The following is an 18,128-nucleotide window of genomic DNA, read 5'->3' on the forward strand; positions in this document are numbered from 1 at the left end:
TTTAAGTGAGTTTTTGATACACGACGTTACCATCATGAAATAAATAAGGTGGCCGAATGCTATGGTTATTAAGTTAATGCAAAAACATCTAGTCAAGGTTAGCGTTCTCAAGTACCATAATTCAATTTTGTGCTAATGATAGTTTTATGCAACGCTGAGCAATTTTTATCGATCCTTTTTATCTATAATCAATAAGAAATGATTGATAAAAATTGTGCGCAGTTGTGTTCTTTTGTCTCAAGTTTTGGTGAGTTATTATGTCTGCTGTCCAACCTGTAACGCCTGATCAACCGATTGCCAAAAAATCATGGGGAGAAGCCGCCAAAGCTTATCTAGACCCACGTGTCATTATCATGCTGTTTTTAGGGTTTTCAGCCGGTATACCCATTTTGCTTATTTTTTCCAGTCTGTCATTATGGCTAAGAGAAGCAGGCATTGACCGTGGTGTGGTCACCATGTTCAGCTGGGCAGCATTGGGATACTCATTTAAGTTTATTTGGGCGCCATTAATCGACGCGCTGCCGGTGCCTTTTTTGACTAAATGGTTGGGTCGTCGCCGTAGTTGGATGGTGGTGTCACAGCTGCTTATTGTATTGGCTATCTTTTTGATGGCGACGGTCAACCCTGTCAGCGAAGACGTATTGGTTTATATGGCAGGTGCGGCGGTTTTGCTGGGCTTTTCTTCTGCCACCCAAGATATCGTCATTGATGCTTACCGTATTGAGCTGGCACCGCCATCGATGCAGTCTATTTTGTCCTCTATCTATGTGTCAGGTTATCGCGTTGGTATGATTGTCGCTGGGGCAGGCGCACTATATTTAGCAGATTATTTCGGTTCGACGGAAAGCTTTTATAGTTATGAAGCGTGGCGCAATACCTATTATATTATGGCTGGGGTTATGACTTTGGGTATACTGACCACCTTTGCCAGTTATGAGCCAACCGCTGAGATTTTGCAAAGTCATAAGCAAAAAAGCAATCTTAAAGTTTTCTTAATTTACTCAGCGTTACTATTAATACCAGCTTTATTGTTCGGCGTCATATACCTGATCAATATCCTTATTAATAAGGTCTTTGATAGTACCATTGCGCTGATACCGTTAATGGCCATGCCAAGTATCAAGTTTTACTTTTTAGCGTTGGTGGTGTGTGCGCCACTGCTGCTACTGTACTTTATGATCAATCAACCCAAAATTATCAATAAAGCGCCATTGGTGGCTGAAACCCGTGAAGACTATGTCAGATTGGTTTTATTATTTGTGTTTGCCGTCGTCGCATTTATCGCAGCCTATGTATTAATAGGGCAGGTATTGCCTGAGTTTGAAGGCGTGTTTGTCAGCTTCATTAGTGAGACATTGCATTTACTGATAAGCTTAGCCACAGCAATGGCAGCAGGTTATGCATTAGTAAAAGTTGGTTTAGTGAAAAAAGAAATTGCGATGGCGACATGGATTGAGCCTATCTTAGATTTCTTTAGACGCTATGGTAAAAAGGCATTATTGTTATTAGCGCTGATTGGTTTGTACCGCATCTCAGATATTGTGGCAGGGGTGATATCAAACGTCTTTTATCAAGATATGGGCTTTAGTAAAACCGATATTGCCAATGCGGTAAAATTGGTTGGCGTGATTATGGCCATTGCTGGTGGTTTCTTAGGTGGGCTGTTGGCGCAGCGTTTTCGTATCATGCATGCGATGATGATTGGCGCTATTCTTGCTTGTGCGACCAATTTATTATTTGTGGTGCTGACCTATAATCCGGGCAGTTTGCCGATCATGTATATGGCGGTAATTTTTGATAATTTAGCCGCAGGTCTTGCCAGTGCGGTATTTATTGCCTTCTTATCGGCGTTGACTTCTATACGTTTTACCGCGGTACAGTACGCTATTTTTTCTTCGTTAATGACGCTTATTCCTAAGGTCATGGGTGGCTATTCAGGCTCTATTGTAGATAGTATGGGCTATCCGTTCTTCTTTATTTTTACCTTTGCGATTGGTATTCCTATTTTAGCGCTGATTTACTTTGTCGATAAACATATCGTCATTGGTGATAACGATGATATTTATGGCGACAATGACAATAATGGCGATGGTGAAGGCGGCAAAGGTATTGGTGATAAGTTGACCAAAGCCAATCCAAATCTAACAGATACCAAAGAGCCACCGCGGGCATCAGAGTAGCTAAGACAATAAAATATAACCAGTTCGACAGGCTTATTCAGTAAACAGTAATTTTACGAGTTATTTATGACAGCACCTACCATTGGTCAAATAAAACAGCAAGTTCAGCAGTGGTTAAACGAGAGTGAGAATAGCAATATACCTTCATTTTGGTTCACTGATTGGCTGTTATTTGTCATCGATAAACCAAGCTCATTTTTAATCACTGATGAAAACTATCAACTGACCGATAGCGAGCTTGAGCAATTTCATGCGGGTGTGACTAAGATGCAGCAGGGTACACCCTTGGCATATTTAACGGGACAGCAAGAGTTTTGGTCGCTGAACTTTAAAGTGAATGAGCATACGTTAATACCGAGACCCGATACTGAGATATTGATTGAACAAGTATTAACGTGCATAAACTCTCAACCGAAAAGTGTCGATAATAATAAAAAACCAAAGCGCCTATTAGATTTAGGCACTGGCTCAGGTTGTATTGCGATCAGCTTGGCGCATGAGTTAAAACAAAGCTGTCAAAATAGTTCAACAGAAAGCTGGCAGGTTGTTGCCGTTGATTTATCATCCGAGGCGTTAAAAGTCGCTAAGCACAATGCAATGGTAAATGAGGTTGCTGATATCGAGTTTATCCAAAGTAGTTGGTATGACGCGCTGTCTACTCAGGATGAGTCATTATTTGATGTGATTGTGTCTAACCCGCCTTATATTGATGAAGAAGATGAGCATTTAGCAAGATTAGTTGCCGAGCCGATTAGCGCCTTAAGTGCTCCCAATCATGGACTTGCCGATATAGAACATATTGTCCAGCAGGCGCCGCAACATTTGAATGTAGGTGGGCTTTTAGCAATTGAGCATGGCTTTGATCAAGGTTCAGCGGTTCGTCAGCTATTTTTAGACAATCGCTTTGATTCTGTCCATACGGTTCAGGACTTTGGTGGTAATGATAGGGTGACTTTGGGTCAGCTGTCATAATGGGTTATTGTAGTGAATGGGTTTTAGACCCCCATTATTTTAATAATAGTGTTTTTAATAGCAGGTATTTTTAGTAATACGTTTTTTGATTATAAATCGTGGTGAAAAATTGTGGTAGAAAGTATGACGCAGTCAAAAGAAACAGGGCAGCTAGTGGATGCAGAGCTGTTACGTTATGCACGGCAGATATTGCTTGATGGTTGGGATATCGATGCTCAATTACGCTTAAAAGCATCGCGCGTCGTTATGATTGGTGCAGGCGGTCTTGGTTGCCCGGCTTCTGAAACGCTCGTGCGAGCGGGATTGGGGCAAGTGCATCTAATAGATGATGACATGATTGAAGCCAGCAATCTTCAACGGCAAACGCTATTTTTACCTGAAGATATCGGCAAACCTAAAGCGCTTACAGCTGCGCAAATGCTCAGCAAAATTAATCCTCTGATTAGTGCCCGCGGTACAGTGGCAAGATTGAGTGAAGACAATGCTTATGAGCTGCTTGATATGGCATCTGGCACGCCTGACCTGCTTTTAGACTGTGCTGATAATTTTGCCACCCGAGATATCATCAATCGCATTAGTGTTCGTTATCAGATTCCGTTGTTATCTGCTTCAGCGATTGCGATGCAAGGGCAGTTGGCATTATATGAGCCGCAGTTGGATACAGGCTGCTATCATTGCGTCTTTGGTTCTGTGGTACTTGATGCAGAGGCTGATGAACGTACTTGTGCCAATTCAGGGGTACTTGCTAGTACGACTGCTATCATGGGTAACTTACAAGCCAATGCTGCGCTGCAATATCTAGGATTAACCAAAAATCCACTGACAAATAAGCTGTTAATATGGGATGGTAGCCAGATGCAGCAACGGCTGATGGGCTATCGCAAAGATGCGCATTGTCCGATTTGTACTAAAGATTAGCAAATACTTAACCATTTTCAGTCTCTGTATCCTCATAATCTCCTTTTTATTACCATAGTTGTTTCTTATGAAAATTCATCGCCCGCATTTATTAAAGCATACCTTTAATGTCGTTAATCGTGTTCGCCAAACTGCAAGCGTTGCTGGTTTGTCAGCGCTTAGAGTCGCAAAGGGTGAAAAACCTGATGCCATGCTGCTAAAGGAAACCTTTGAACAATTAGGTACGACTTACATTAAAATTGGGCAGTTTATTGCCAGTACGCCGTCATTGTTCCCGCGTGAATATGTTCAAGCATTCCAAAGCTGTTTGGATCAAACGACGCCATTATCCTACGCTTATATTGAACAGGTATTAAAAGAAGAGCTGGTCGCCACTGGTCTGACGCTTGAGGAGATGTTTGCTCATATCGACACAAAACCGTTAGCATCAGCCTCTATTGCCCAAGTACATGCCGCGCGTTTGCATAATGGCGATGAAGTGGTATTAAAGGTACAAAAACCGGGCGTTGAAACCATTATGCAAACGGATTTGGGCGTATTACATGGCGTGACCAAATTGGTTGAACTACTAATGCCTTCGATGCGCTTTGCCAGTATTGCGCCTATTATCGATGAAATTCGTTTGCGCATGCTTGCCGAAACGGACTTTATCGCTGAAGCGCAAAATATTCGTGATTTCCAGCAGTTTTTAGCGATATCAGGAAATACACGCGTCGTCGCGCCGACCGTCTATGAAGAGCTAACCACCAAGCGCGTACTGACCATGAGCCGCTTATACGGCGTCTCTATGGTAGATGAGTCCGTCATGCGTCAGTATTGTACTGACCCTGCGCAAGTGATGGCAGATACTTTGAATACCTGGTTTGCCAGTCTCATGCTCTGTAATAGCTTCCATGCGGATTTGCACGCGGGTAATTTGATGCTATTAACCGATGGGCGTATTGGTTTCTTGGACTTCGGTATCGTTGGTAAATTAAAAGCTGAGAGCTGGCGCGCCTGTATGGGTATGATGCAAGCGATGCAAGACAGCGATTATCAAGCAATGGCACGCCATATGATTGATATGGAGATGACCCATGGCGGCAACCAAGTTGACGTCGCGGCATTGGGTAATGATTTGCAGCGTATGATGAAAACCATTATGGCAGAAGACAAAGCATTTACCAGCGGCGTGCCTTTCAATAGCAAAGAGCAGGCCGATGAATTAAATAAAATGATGTTAGAGATTGTTGAGGTCGGCAAGCGTCATGGCATTCATTTCCCACGTGACTTTGCCTTATTGACCAAGCAAATGCTCTATTTTGATCGTTTTATGCGCACGCTTGCCCCTGATATGGATATGTTTAGCGATCAGCGCGTGCAAATGCTAGGTCAAGCAGAAACAGCCGAGCAGGCGAGTCGTCCACTTCGAAATATCTCTTAATATTAAGTACATGATAGTAGTAAGCGTTATATTTAGAACTCTTTTATTCTATTTTTAATTGGTTATGTATCACTGCTTTTGATTGCTTTTAACACAAAGGATTGTGTGCTTCTTGCCACAAAATGGCTCTGTCATGATGACTGCTTTTAAAAGCCGTGCTGCTACTATTATTACCAATCAAACGGCGATTGCTTGTATAGGGTTATATTGTCTGGCGGTGGTTATGGGGTTTGGGCGGTTTTTATTTACCGCAACCTTACCTGATATTATGACACAATTATCATTATCGACGGTCATTGCAGGTTGGCTGGCCTCGGTCAATTATAGTGGTTATTTTATTGGCGCGCTCATTGCGATGTTTGTGCCCCAACGTTTGACATGGCAAATGCTCATAGCATGGACAGCAGTCAGTATCGTTACTACCATGCTATTGGTCGTGCCAAATCTGTCGTTGAATAGCTGGTATGTCATCCGCTTGTTATCTGGTATCGCCAGTGGGGTGGCGATGATTTTAAGCTCATCGCTAGTGATTCAAAGCTTTAGTCATGAGCGCCGCTCGGTACTTTCAGCCTTACATTATGCGGGCATTGGCGTCGGTATCAGCGCCTCTGCCGTCTTGACATGGTGGTTATTAACACTCGGCTATCATTTCGATATCATTTGGTTGGTAGCAGGGATTATTAGTCTACCGTTATTATGGCTGCTTTATGCTATTAGACCGCAAAATCTGATTTCAGCTGATTTATCATCATCTAAATTATCGTCCTCTAACTTGCAGTTCCCTAAGCGACAATCCTCTAAGCTATCATCCCTTAAATCAGAGCCTGTTAAATTAAACCGCAGCAATCAGCGCCTATCCATACAGCAAACTTATCTTAATTTTAAACGTTCTTTATATGAAGCGGTGGCCGGTCATACCAAGGCGATTGTATTACTGTCGGCAAGTTATGTATTGGCGGGGTTTGGTTATATTACTTCAGCGACTTTTTTGCCGGTGATGGCAACGCAGCGGCTTACAACACAAAGCTATGCAGGGTTACTGATTTGGCTGGTGGTTGGTATCTTTGCCATGCTATCGAACCCTATTTGGGGCGCGCTTGCCAAGCGCATTGGCGAGACCAAAACCTTGATGGGTTTGACCTTATTACAAGCGTTTGGTATGTGTTTGCCAATATGGTCTGATGGTGCTATTGGCTTATATGGTAATGCAGTGATTTTGGGCTTAACCTTTGTCGGTATGGTGTCAATGACACTTAATTTGATTAAAAATATCAATCCCGCTTACTCAAATTTATTGATCGGGCTGGCAACTTTGGCGTATGCAATAGGCCAGTTCATAGGACCGTTGGTCACGGTGGCGCTGGCAGGGAAACAGGACAATTTTAACGCCGGTTTATTGGTCGCGGCTAGCGGTTTATTACTAGGGTTGGTTTTAGTTTTCTTTTTTCAGCGGCAAACACAGCGGCAATCTCAGTCATCTTCTAATTGATAACTAGAATTAATGAAAGGAAACAGCCACAGCCACATTAACCGTCAAACTAAACCACGCTACGGCTAAATACTTCTCGTAGCTCAAAGCTGGTATGCACTTGGGCGACGCCTTCGATGCGATTGAGCCTATGCAATAAAAACTCCTCATAATGCGCCATATCGCGTACGCGCACTTTAATTAAGTAATCTTCGGTGCGACCGGTGACGATACTACAGCTAACCACCTCATCGAAACTTTGAATTTTTTCCTCAAAAAGCTCAAAGCGATCTGCAGTATGGCGATCCATACTAATCGCGATAAATACCGCCAGAGGATAGCCAAGTTTTTGCGCATCAGTCTGGGTATGGTAGCCAGTGATAATACCTGAATCTTCTAAGCGTTTGATACGGCGCGCGCAAGGGGTCGCCGATAAGTTAACCCGTTCGGCAAGCTCGGTAATACTCATACGTGCTTGGGTTTGTAATAAGCGTAATATCTGTTTGTCAGTATCGTCAATATCTATGGCTAAAGAGTTTTCCGTATGGTTATTTAACATCGAATATCGCCTTATTGGTGAATTACAGCAATTATAATCATAATTGTGCATTTTTTCACTAAATTACTATGAATTTTGGTGAAATAAAGCTGATTTCTAACACAGAAACTTTGTTATTATAATGGCATAAACTTTTATTATCTCGTATGATAAAGAATGATTTGGTCATTAGTTGCCCAGCTAAAATCTACACTTCAACTCAGCTCTTTATGTTATCTAAGGATTGATTATGCCTAATCAAGCAACACGCCATGCAGACAACACCTCTGCAAAAGTTACCCCCAAAAATGCCGCTTTCGATTTCCGTAAATATCGTCCATTTGCGTTTGCACCTGTGCTGACAGATCGCACTTGGCCGAGCAAAACGATTGAGAAATCACCAATTTGGGCAAGCGTGGACCTGCGCGATGGTAATCAGGCGTTAATCGATCCGATGACGATTGAACAAAAAATGCGCTTTTTTAAAACCTTGGTCGATGTGGGTTTTAAAGAAATTGAAATTGGTTTCCCGTCAGCGGCGCAAGTTGAGTTTGATTTTGCGCGCAAATTAATCGAAGAAAACCATGTGCCTGCTGATGTCACCTTGCAAGTATTGGTGCAGGCTCGCGAGCATTTGATTGCCCGTACTTTTGAATCATTAAAAGGGGCGAAGCGTGCCATCGTCCACGTTTATAACTCAACGTGCCGTATCCAACGCGAAAAAGTATACGGTAAAAATAAAGCTGAAATTAAAGAGATTGCCATTACCGGTGCGAATTTATTGGTCGAATACGCGGCCAAATATCCGGAAACAGAATGGGTATTCCAGTATTCACCTGAAAGCTTTAGCCAAACTGAGACGGAATATGCAGTCGAAGTCTGTGACGCGGTTTGTGATGTCTGGAAGCCTGAAAACGGTCAAGAAGTGATTTTAAACTTACCCGCGACGGTTGAAGCATCAACGCCAAACGTCTTTGCTGACCAAGTTGAATATTTCTGTCTTCATCTTGCCAAACGTGAGCATGTCACTATCAGTTTGCATACTCATAATGACCGTGGCTGTGCCGTAGCGGCGGCTGAGCTTGGCGTGCTTGCTGGTGCCGATCGTATTGAAGGCACCTTGCTTGGTAATGGTGAGCGTACCGGTAATATGGATATCATGGTCATGGCAATGAACTTGTTCAGCCAAGGCGTTGATCCAGAGCTTGATTTTAGTAATATGAGTGAGATTGTACAGGTGGTGAGCGAGTGTAATAACTTGCCACTTCATCCTCGTCATCCGTACGTTGGCGAGTTGGTCTTTACCGCCTTTAGTGGCTCGCATCAAGATGCCATTAAAAAATGCCTCGATTATAATGAAAAGCATGCCGAGCAGACCGAAAATGTGTGGGATGTGGCGTACTTGCCAATTGATCCGGCGCATATCGGTCGCAGCTATCAAGACGTGGTACGTATCAATAGCCAGTCTGGTAAAGGCGGCGTTGCTTATATCTTGCAGCGTAACTATGGCTTTAATTTGCCACGCTGGATGCAGATTGACTTTAGCGGTGTGGTACAAAAACAAGCGGAAAACGCGGCTCGTGAATTACAGAATGATGAAATCTTACAAACCTTTGAAGACACTTATTTGCAGCAAGGCAGCTTTGAGCTTCTAGATTATAGCGTCAATAATAAAGGCGGCGAGGTGTACTTTAACGGTCAAGTACAGATGAATGGTGACGCCATCACTATTGATGGTACGGGTAACGGTCCCTTGTCATCGTTCATTGACGGACTTGCTCAGCATACGGGTAAATCCATTCATGTCATCAACTACGCTGAGCATGCGATTAATCCGCAGCACAATAGCGGTGATGGTATCGATGATGATACCAATAATGATAACAAAACCAACGCCAACGCTGCCGCTTACATTCAGCTAAATGTCGATGGTGAAGTTTATTCAGGTATTGGTACTTGTAGTAGTACCGTATCGGCGATGCTTAAAGGCGCTTTATCTGCCTTTGCTCAGGCAGTAAATACCGCCGCTGCTTAATAAGATTCATAATATTAAAATAGTCTTAGCATTAAGACAGTTTATTTAATACGGTAACCTATAACGTCATGGCTCTTGCAACCAGCAAGTTAGCCATGGCGTTATTTTTTATGTAAGAATTTAACTTAGCAGAACGCTATTTTAAAAGTACCTTTTTTATATTGAAATCATTATAACTGAGTGCGTGCTTAGCGACGTCTTTACGAGTGATAGCATAATGTTACTTGTGTTTTTGGTGTCTAAGACTTACGCTAATGTATATATCATTCATTATTATAATAGTAGAAAAACAAGGTTAATTATGGAACCTATATCATTTGCTTCATTTACATTGGCATCTATTTTAGCTTCACTGCCAGCGAATGGTGAAGTCGTCAGTAAGCCCACGATTACCACGCATATCAGTCCCGCCATTGCCGGACAGTGGGAGATAGATTTAGACAGTAGTATCACAATGACCAAAGAAGCGGAGGCCAGACAAGCAGCATCCAAGCAGCAAAAAGAAAAAAGTCCTGAGCCAAAAGTAAACGCTGATACAAAAGATGGACTACTGAGCCAAAATGAAAAACGTATCGTTAATATAAAGCCGAGCAGCAGTCAAAAACTGATGGCTTCAGCAGCGAAATCCAATCAATGCCGTGAGTTATATAACTTTGCTGCGGATAATGAGATGTGGGCGGTCAGCGGTAAAGAATGGACCTATGGTCGCTACCTAGTCACTCACCGCGAAGAGGGTTTGCCGATTATTGCTCTCAAAACGGTCTATGATAACAATGAGGTAGATTGCTCAGGCAATCAGATAGATCAGACTGATGAGGCGCTGATTGCGTTTTTAAACCATGACGGTAATCAAATGCAGTGGTGTGCCGATCCTGATGGTACCGAATGCTTTATGAATTTCACTAGAGTATTACCATAATATTTTATTATCATTTATAAACTGTCGTCTATAAACTGTTATCTATAAAATTTAAAATCTTCATTTATAAAATACTGACACAATAAAAAACCGCTATCTATTTGGATAGCGGTTTTTTTATTAACTTTCTTGTAAAACAATAGCATTTAGAAAGACTAGGAATCAGCCTTGTCTTTATTGGCTGTTAATAACTCTCTTTCAAGATAATGAATATTTTGTGCTTCATGGACAAATTTATCATCAGCCAAAATTACATCGCGATGCATCGGTATATTTGTCTTGATACCTTCAATCACCAATTCATCAAGTGCGTGCAAGGTTTTAGAGATTGCTTGCTGCCGCGTTTGACCATGGCAGATAAGCTTGCCAATGAGTGAGTCGTAGTAGCTTGGAATCTCATAGCCGGGATAGAGATGTGAATCAAAGCGAACGCCAGCGCCACTAGGTGAGTACAGCTGAGTGACAGTACCGGGTGATGGCATAAAGGTCACTGGATCTTCAGCATTGATACGACATTCAATCGCATGACCTTGAACTTCAATTTCGCTTTGACGATAAGATAAACCGTAGCCCGCTGCGATTTTAAGCTGCTCAACGACCACATCGATACCTGTAATCATCTCGGTGATGGTATGCTCAACCTGTACGCGCGTATTCATCTCGATAAAAAAGAATTCATTGTTTTCAAATAAAAACTCAAACGTCCCAGCACCGCGATACTTGACCAGCTTACAGGCTTTGACACAGGCATCGAGGATAGGCTGACGTACATCATCAGGGATATCAGGGGCAGGTGCCTCTTCTAATACTTTTTGATGGCGGCGCTGTAAAGAGCAATCACGGTCATAAAGATGAATCGCATTACCGTTGCCGTCGCCAAGTACCTGTACTTCTACGTGGCGCGGATTTTGTAGATAACGCTCCATATAGACGGTATCGTCGCCAAACCACAATTCAGCTTCTTGCTTTGCCGCTTGCACTTGACCAATAATTTCCTCAAAGCGCTCAACGACGCGCATACCACGACCACCACCGCCTGCAGCTGCTTTAATAATAAGCGGAAAGCCAATGTTGCGTGCTTGCTCTTCCGCATTGTGCATGGTCACCGCACCCACTGAACCGGGTACCGTTGGCACACCTGCTTTTTTCATGGCATTGATGGCAGAAACTTTATTGCCCATTAAGCGAATATGATCGGCGTTAGGGCCGACGAAGGTCAATCCGGCTTCTTCGATACGCTCAGCGAACTCAGCATTTTCAGCTAAAAAACCATAACCGGGATGAATGGCGTCAGCACCAGTAATTTCAGCGGCGGTCAAAATCGTATTGATATCAAGATAGCTTTGGTTGGCATTGGGTTTGCCAATACAGATTGCTTCATCAACAAAGCGTAAATGCATCAAATTTGCATCAGCGGTAGAATAGACGCCGACAGTCTCTATGCCAAGCGCCTTACAAGCTCGAACGATACGTAGGGCAATCTCACCTCTATTGGCGATGAGCAGTTTTTTTATCATGGGGTCATCCTTGTTGAAGCGGCAGTCATTGATAAAGTCGCTATTTTAGACATCATAAAAATAAATGACGATACAACTCATTTAGGTAAATTGAGCGCTGATGCCGTATCAATAATAACGAGGTCTCAATCATTACAAAGTAAAGGTTGGAAATAGCGTTACGCTTTGTAGCGTATGACCGGCTGACCAAACTGCACAACTTCAGAGTTATTGACTAAGATTTCATCCACAATACCGCTTTGAGTCGCTTCAAGAGGATTCATGATTTTCATAGCTTCAATAATACCAAGCGTGTCACCCGCTTGTACTTTTTGTCCAACCTTTACAAACGGTGGATCGTTAGGGCTTGGGGCTGAATAGAAAACACCAACCATCGGCGATGTCTCAACGCTACCAGCTTTGATAGCAGCTGTGGCTTCAGCAGCGATTGGCGCAGCGCCAACACTAGGAGCGGCCATCATCGTTGGTGCAGGCGCATCATAGTGACGAGTTAAGCTAATATGTTCGTCGTCTGAGCTGATTTCTAAATTAACCAGTTCACTTTCTTCCATGAGTGCGATCAGGGTGCGTATTTTTTCAATATCCATAATTTTAATTTTGCCTTGTACTAAATTCGAGAAAATAGTGTAACTAAATATTGTGTTGGTAATTGCTAATGATACCTATATTCACGCCAATGAGCAATCGATGTACAGTTGTTAACTGAGTTTTTTTACATATTATGACGTAAGCTATCTTATAGAGTAAGAAATACTTAATGATTTATCATAGTCTATGTGACAAGGTAGCGCTAGTAATGGTTACTAGACGCTACGATTGGATAAAGGTAATGACAACATTAAGCCCACATCATGGTCAAGCGTTTTTGCTGATAGCGCAAACGTACGGTAAGCAAGATGGAAGATAGGAATAAGCCGGTGATAAGTGCCATCCAAAAACCTTGCGCGCCAACGTCGGTAAAGCGCACCAGATAAATACCAAGTGGTAGGGCCACGAGCCAATAACAAAATAGCGTGACCCACATCGGTATGGTGGTGTCTTGCATACCGCGTAATATACCGGCGACATTGACCTGCCAACCATCAAATAACTGATAGGCTAAGGCAAAGATAAGTAGGTGCATGGCTTGGGCTGTGACGTCGGGATTGTCGGTAAAGGCCGCGGCCAATTGCGGTCTAAATAACCAAATGCCAAGCATACAAGTAAGGGCAATTATTACCGTCCATATCAAGCCTGTGGCTTGTACCTGACGTAATGCCATCAGGTTTTTCTCACCAAAGCGATTGGACACCATAATCGTCAGCGCCATCGCAACTGAGATGGGAATCATAAACAGCTGCGAGGTCACCGATAGCGCCACCTGATGCGAGGCGGTTGCAAGCTCGCCTAAGGGGCTGATTACCAATGCTCCCAAGCTAAACAAACTGGCTTCAAAAAAGATAGAAATGCCAATCGGGATACCAAGCTTTAATAGTTTTTTGATTTGCGCGCGATTGGGACGGGCAAAAGCATAAAAGAAGCGCGTACTAGCAAACTGTTGACGCTTAGTAAAACTGGTATAAGTCGCTAATAGTATGACATTAATCCAAAGGACTATTGCGGTTGCAACCCCGCAACCTGCGCCGCCCATCTCAGGCATGCCAAATAAACCATGGATAAAGATATAGTTAAGCGGAATATCGGCAAGCAGCCCGATGATACTGATAACAGTGACAGGCTCTGGTCGACCAAGCGCCTCACAATAACTGCGCAGTACCGCATAGACCGCAATCGCAGGGAAACCGAACGATACCCCTCGTAGATATTGGGAAGCGATAGGTTGGATGTTTTCAGGCACACCCATCACCCCAAGTATATTGGGTGCCAGATTGACAATAATAAAACCGAGAATGCCGATGACACCTGCCGTCCATAAAGACTGCTGGGTGATGTGTGGTACTTGGCTGTGTTTGTTTTGCCCGATTGCTTCGCCAATGAGCGGCGTGGTGGCAATCAAAATACCGGTCGCCAATAAAAACAGCGGCAGCCAAATACCGGAACCAACAGCGACGGCGGCTAGGTCAAGGGCAGAGACTTGACCGGCCATAATGGCATCGACAACCCCAAGTGCGGCTTGGCAAAACTGGGTAATCAAAATAGGCAGTGCAAGTACGCCTAAGCGTAAGCTGTAACTTTTAAAATCTCTGAAAGATAATGGGAAAACCATAATAAGCAACTTTTTATTCTTTGCGGTAATGATTGTAGATGAGCAAATGCTGCCATCAACAAGTTAATAGCAAGACAGTAAAATAGGATTGGTGCGACGATAATACTCCGATAAATAATATGAGCAAGTCCAATCTGAGTAACAATAGGCCGGTTAGGTATAAAAATAAAAATGGTAGCCCTAAAATAAAAATAACCCGTCAATTCGCAAGCAGAATCGACAGGTTATTATTAAAAATAATGGTAAACAAGCTTAAGTCTGATGTCAACGTTCTAGACGCGTTTGTTAATACTTATACTCGTCTAATGGTCTAAGGTTTGCTAGTGTAGCAATACAGATAAAATTAATTATTTATAAGGATTCAGGTAAGTCTTGCACCAGTGCTTGATAGCCAATCAAGGTGTTATTGGCGTCAAATGCCTGTACGACAATGGCATAATTGGTTGAACTATCGGGAATAACAGGAGCAAACTGGGTCTCAAGATTGCTCAATATCAGATTCTGTACATAACCGTTAGCACCCGATTCTGCTTTATTAACATCAATTTGACTCACTAAGACATGCTTAGCATTGCTAGGGTTTTGCCACGTGACAGTTTTTTGACTACCATTACCGATAATATCAAGATTGAGGTTGCCAAGTTGATAGTCGAGTGGGTAAGTCTTAAAGTTAGAGCGGTCACTAATGGTATAAGTAACATTACAATTATCTTGACCACTCGATAGCTTTTTACCACCTAGACCATCTTGATATTCAAAACTGCCTTTCCAAGGCGCCCCTGCTTCATTTTTCGCAAAGCTACCAGCAAAGGTCGTTAATAAGTTTGGTGTCTCTATCCCTAAATCACTGACATATTTAATGTCTAAAAATTCTAATGTATCAAGGCTGCCCGTCACTTTACCAGCGATATAATTGTCTACTTTGATTGCTGAATTGATACCTAACGCATTGTTTTCTTGGCAAACTTGCTGCTGATAACTAAAGCTACCATCGACACTGCCTGCGCCATCTTTACTGATATCAAAGTATACCGCACCGATATCAATATCGCTGCTGTCACCATCGCCAATCTCGACAAAGTGCCCCGCATAAAGACCACCGCGACCGCCTTCTGGCGTTAGCTTATCCAAGAACTTATCAAGCGATTCTTCTGGTAAAAAGACCGATTCCAAAATCTCAGCCATAGATTTTTCATCATCGCTCAATTTATCTTCGACTTCTTTATATTTCTCTTTGACTTTATCTTCCACGCGATCGTATTCATCTTTTACTTGATCTTCTACGCGATCATATTCTTTCTTCACTTTGTCGCCATCACTGCCACAGGCGCTGAGGGTTAGACTTAGGATGCTGGCTGTTAATACAGATAGTAGTAGCTTGGGTGCGCTCATAAATGAGTCCTGATGGTTGATTGCTATTTTAGAGAAGCAAAAATAATTTCTGTGCATAAATATAGCAAAATCTATCAGGTATGTACGTGGATAAATGTGCACTCATGACATAAAAATTCTTACACCATCGTTACCGTCAAAGACTAGCATTCTCTGGCAACAGATTAAGCTCTTCTGCCATATCCATAATCGTGTTCCAATGCTTGGGTTCAAGGGGCAGAATAGTTAGCTGCTCACAGCCTTTTCTTAGCAATAAAGAATCCTCAAGCACCGGCAAAAACTTAAGTTGGGCTAAGGGCAATATATCTGTAAAAGCTTGCTCAAAAGTCACATCTACCATATACCAGCGCGGCTCATCTTCAGTTGCTTTAGGGTCATAATGGCGATACTCAGGATGAAACTGGGTGCTGTCAGGGTAGCCGGCCTTGCTAATGGTCACGATGCCAGCGACGCCAGAAGGTCTGGCGCTCGAATGGTAAAAAAATGCTTTGTCACCGACTTTCATATCGTCACGCATAAAGTTGCGGGCGCGGTAGTTACGGACACCGTCCCACATCTCCGTGCCCGCACGTTGTAAGTCTTCTATATTAAAACAGCGGGGATTAGATTTGATAAGCCAATAGGCCATGGTCTTTATCCTTGTAAAATTATTAGTGTAATAATAACGGTTTAATAGTGATGAGTTTAAAAGCTGCTCATCATAGATTCTCATCTTATATGGTCATTGAGCTTTTTTTGTATTCTAGCTATGAGCTATCAGCTTAAACACCATTTTGTGTCACTGCTTTTATGTCTAATTTATGCTGATTAGGCTTTTCTTTAGCTCGCCCAGCCGTTATCCTAGCGCTACTTTCTGCTTATGATAGCAGCTACCCCTTTATAGATAAGTGCGATTATGTCAAATATCAAATTGTCTCATTTTTCCAACAACCTTGACGCTGTTAATCGTGATAATTTCAATCATGACAATACAAGTCCTGACAGTATAAGTGCGCTCGATGTCAGAGATATTCCATTAGCGCTTTATATTCATATTCCGTGGTGCGTCAAAAAATGCCCTTATTGTGATTTTAACTCGCATGAGCTGCCGATTGACAGTCAGCTGTCTATGTATGATGAGTATGTTGATGCGCTAATACTTGATGCAGCGTCGCAGCAGGCGTTAACCCAAGGGCGAGAAATCAGCTCAGTATTTATCGGTGGCGGTACTCCCTCGCTACTGCCCATTACTCAGTATCAACGCTTATTTAACAGTTTGCGCGAGATTTTTAGGTTTGCCGGTGACATTGAAGTAACGATGGAGGCCAATCCAGGCACCCTTGAGCATGCACCATTTGCGGAGTATTTAAAGGTAGGCATCAATCGTTTGTCGATTGGCGTACAAAGCTTTGCTGCTGAGCAGCTCACCACACTGGGGCGTATTCACAATCCAGCCCAAGCGATATCAGCAATTAAAGCGGCTCGTCTCGCGGGATTTGAGCGCGTCAATGTGGATTTGATGCATGGGCTACCAAAGCAAACGATGAGTGAAGCCTTGAACGATATTCAAATGGCACATGACGCAGGTGCTACGCATATTTCTTGGTATCAGTTGACCATTGAGCCAAATACCGTGTTTTATCGCAGTCAGCCGATTTTACCCGATGAAGATAGCTTGGCGGATATCGAACAAGCGGGTCAGGCATTGCTTGAAAGTTTGGGCTATAACAATTACGAAGTATCGGCATGGGCAGGCGCGTCCGATAAACCTTGTCGTCACAACGTCAATTATTGGCAGTTTGGTGACTATTTGGCGATTGGTGCAGGTGCTCACGGTAAAGTTACCATTGATGACGCCGCGATTAAAGAGTGGACTGCGGAGAAGGTGTCAAAAGAGGCATTAAAGGAGACAGTAGGCAAGTCAGGTATTTATCGCTTTAGCAAATCACGTCTGCCCAAAGACTATATGGGCTACCAAGATGAGACTAAGCAAAATGAAACAAGTGAGCAAAATAAAATAATAACTATGATGCTAAAAACGCCAACGCCGCCAAAAATGGTCGGCTGGCAAGCCATTGCAAGTGATGAGCTGGTCAGTGAATTTATGCTCAATGCGTTACGTTTACATGATGGCGTGGCGTGGTCGTTGTTTGAAGCTCGGACAGGACTGAGCTATGACAGTATTGCTCTAGAGGTGAATAAGCTCATTAAACAAGGACTGTTGATAGATGATAATGAGCATTTACAGCCGACTGCATTGGGTAAAAGGTATCTGAATCAAATCTTAAGAGAGTTTTTGTAAAATCAGAAGATAAAAAAAGAGGCTTACCAAATGATAAGCCTCTTTAAAATAAGTCTAACAATATTCAGACTTAGATTTTGTTTTGTACTTCTTGTGCAGTACCAGTTACGGCGCCACCAGCACTTGAAACGTCTTGACCTAGACCTTTAAAAGTGTTGCAACCAGTTAGTACAAACATAGCAGTCAAAGATGCGATAACCAATTTTTTCATAATTTTTTCCTCAAAAAAGACAGGGTTGTTTTATAAGTAATAACAGTAAAACTTAGCGTTTTGCTTAA

The 18,128-nt window shown here is 42.8% G+C and carries 15 protein-coding genes; 8 read left to right on the top strand and 7 right to left on the bottom strand.

The features are described 5' to 3' along the window. Positions 1 to 257: 257 nt before the first annotated feature. The 5 genes from PG901_RS00960 to PG901_RS00980 all read left to right on the top strand — a co-directional run bounded on the left by PG901_RS00960 (position 258) and on the right by PG901_RS00980 (position 6,982). Positions 258 to 2,180 (top strand): AmpG family muropeptide MFS transporter, encoded by a 1,923-nt coding sequence (locus PG901_RS00960; RefSeq protein WP_271133147.1) that lies wholly within the window; start codon positions 258 to 260, stop codon positions 2,178 to 2,180. A gap of 66 nt (positions 2,181 to 2,246) precedes the next feature. Further along, the gene (prmC, locus tag PG901_RS00965) at positions 2,247 to 3,152 is read left to right on the top strand and encodes a peptide chain release factor N(5)-glutamine methyltransferase (protein WP_271133148.1); all 906 of its coding nucleotides are present in this window, start codon (positions 2,247 to 2,249) and stop codon (positions 3,150 to 3,152) included. Between the two features lie 123 nt (positions 3,153 to 3,275). After that, positions 3,276 to 4,070, top strand: coding sequence for a HesA/MoeB/ThiF family protein (locus PG901_RS00970; RefSeq protein ID WP_271133149.1), 795 nt, complete (start codon positions 3,276 to 3,278; stop codon positions 4,068 to 4,070). A gap of 67 nt (positions 4,071 to 4,137) precedes the next feature. Continuing rightward, entirely contained in the window at positions 4,138 to 5,493 is a 1,356-nt protein-coding gene (locus PG901_RS00975) for an ABC1 kinase family protein (protein ID WP_271133150.1), read from the top strand. A gap of 133 nt (positions 5,494 to 5,626) precedes the next feature. After that, positions 5,627 to 6,982: a YbfB/YjiJ family MFS transporter gene (locus tag PG901_RS00980; RefSeq protein WP_271133151.1), complete on the top strand. Its 1,356-nt coding sequence runs from the start codon at positions 5,627 to 5,629 to the stop codon at positions 6,980 to 6,982. A 49-nt stretch (positions 6,983 to 7,031) separates the two neighbouring features. Here PG901_RS00980 and PG901_RS00985 read toward each other — a convergent pair whose 3' ends face one another. Then, the gene (locus PG901_RS00985) at positions 7,032 to 7,520 is read right to left on the bottom strand and encodes an Lrp/AsnC family transcriptional regulator (protein ID WP_201563473.1); all 489 of its coding nucleotides are present in this window, start codon (positions 7,518 to 7,520) and stop codon (positions 7,032 to 7,034) included. A gap of 229 nt (positions 7,521 to 7,749) precedes the next feature. Between PG901_RS00985 and leuA the strand changes: the two genes are divergently transcribed. Next, positions 7,750 to 9,534: a 2-isopropylmalate synthase gene (leuA, locus tag PG901_RS00990; protein WP_271133152.1), complete on the top strand. Its 1,785-nt coding sequence runs from the start codon at positions 7,750 to 7,752 to the stop codon at positions 9,532 to 9,534. A gap of 301 nt (positions 9,535 to 9,835) precedes the next feature. Then, on the top strand, positions 9,836 to 10,453 hold the full coding sequence (locus PG901_RS00995; protein ID WP_271133153.1) for a hypothetical protein: 618 nt from the start codon (positions 9,836 to 9,838) through the stop codon (positions 10,451 to 10,453). A gap of 155 nt (positions 10,454 to 10,608) precedes the next feature. Here PG901_RS00995 and accC read toward each other — a convergent pair whose 3' ends face one another. From accC to PG901_RS01020, 5 genes are all read right to left on the bottom strand, one after another. Then, positions 10,609 to 11,970: an acetyl-CoA carboxylase biotin carboxylase subunit gene (gene accC / locus PG901_RS01000; RefSeq protein ID WP_183617923.1), complete on the bottom strand. Its 1,362-nt coding sequence runs from the start codon at positions 11,968 to 11,970 to the stop codon at positions 10,609 to 10,611. 158 nt (positions 11,971 to 12,128) lie between these two features. Then, positions 12,129 to 12,557 carry an acetyl-CoA carboxylase biotin carboxyl carrier protein gene (gene accB, locus PG901_RS01005; protein WP_201624799.1) on the bottom strand — a complete coding sequence of 143 codons (429 nt, stop codon included), beginning with the start codon at positions 12,555 to 12,557 and terminating at the stop codon, positions 12,129 to 12,131. Between the two features lie 251 nt (positions 12,558 to 12,808). Continuing rightward, the gene (locus PG901_RS01010; RefSeq protein WP_271133154.1) at positions 12,809 to 14,176 is read right to left on the bottom strand and encodes an MATE family efflux transporter; all 1,368 of its coding nucleotides are present in this window, start codon (positions 14,174 to 14,176) and stop codon (positions 12,809 to 12,811) included. Between the two features lie 351 nt (positions 14,177 to 14,527). Then, entirely contained in the window at positions 14,528 to 15,568 is a 1,041-nt protein-coding gene (locus tag PG901_RS01015) for a hypothetical protein (protein ID WP_271133155.1), read from the bottom strand. A gap of 136 nt (positions 15,569 to 15,704) precedes the next feature. Next, positions 15,705 to 16,196 carry an EVE domain-containing protein gene (locus PG901_RS01020; protein WP_271133156.1) on the bottom strand — a complete coding sequence of 164 codons (492 nt, stop codon included), beginning with the start codon at positions 16,194 to 16,196 and terminating at the stop codon, positions 15,705 to 15,707. 267 nt (positions 16,197 to 16,463) lie between these two features. Between PG901_RS01020 and hemW the strand changes: the two genes are divergently transcribed. Further along, positions 16,464 to 17,849, top strand: a complete 1,386-nt coding sequence (gene hemW / locus PG901_RS01025) for a radical SAM family heme chaperone HemW (RefSeq protein ID WP_442966834.1) — start codon at positions 16,464 to 16,466, stop codon at positions 17,847 to 17,849. Positions 17,850 to 17,919: 70 nt separating this feature from the next. On the opposite strand, the gene PG901_RS01030 is transcribed toward hemW, so the two are convergent. Beyond that, a complete protein-coding gene (locus tag PG901_RS01030) occupies positions 17,920 to 18,060 on the bottom strand; it encodes an entericidin A/B family lipoprotein (RefSeq protein ID WP_144296920.1) in 141 nt (46 codons plus the stop codon). Positions 18,061 to 18,128: the final 68 nt, after the last annotated feature.

This window comes from Psychrobacter sp. ANT_H3 (assembly GCF_027919975.1).
Lineage (GTDB): Bacteria > Pseudomonadota > Gammaproteobacteria > Pseudomonadales > Moraxellaceae > Psychrobacter > Psychrobacter maritimus.